Origin of the sequence: Neisseria sp. HMSC064E01, from assembly GCF_001808875.1 — a bacterium.
Taxonomy (GTDB): domain Bacteria; phylum Pseudomonadota; class Gammaproteobacteria; order Burkholderiales; family Neisseriaceae; genus Neisseria; species Neisseria sicca_A.
Genome location: NZ_KV794913.1, coordinates 1 through 457, shown reverse-complemented (window position 1 = coordinate 457; position 457 = coordinate 1). Strand labels below are relative to the sequence as shown.

Genomic DNA, 457 nt, shown 5'->3' with positions numbered 1-457 from the left:
GTAGCAACTGTATTTTTCACCCCGTCGGGCAAAAATACCAAAACTCAAATCAAGCCGTTTGGATACCGTTTTCGGTGATACCGTTTTCGACAAAGTAATCACGCATCCGGGCATTCAATATCGTCAGCAGTTTGCGCATACATGCCGTAACGGCAACCTTATACGGCTTACCCTTGGACAGCAGGCGTTGATAGAAATCCCGAATAAGCGGTTCAAAACGTGTCGCTACCACGGTAGCCATATACAGCGCCTTACGTACCGCAGACCTTCCGCCGAAGCAGCGGCTTTTGAATTTGGTTTCCCCGCTCTCACTCGGGTGCGGGGCAATACCGACCAAACTCGCTATCCGTTTGTGGTTCAGCCGCCCCAATTCGGGCCGCATCGACATCAGCGTAGCCGTCGTTATCGAACCGATGCCTTTGATTTGCTCTGCCACTTGGGCTTTGCCGTCAAAATG

General features: G+C 51.6%; 1 protein-coding gene. It reads right to left on the bottom strand.

All coding sequences use genetic code 11. The features are described 5' to 3' along the window. Positions 1-49 precede the first annotated feature (49 nt). Positions 50-457 (bottom strand): transposase (locus HMPREF2572_RS04280; protein ID WP_148132284.1); only part of this gene is annotated, 408 nt, incomplete at its 5' end.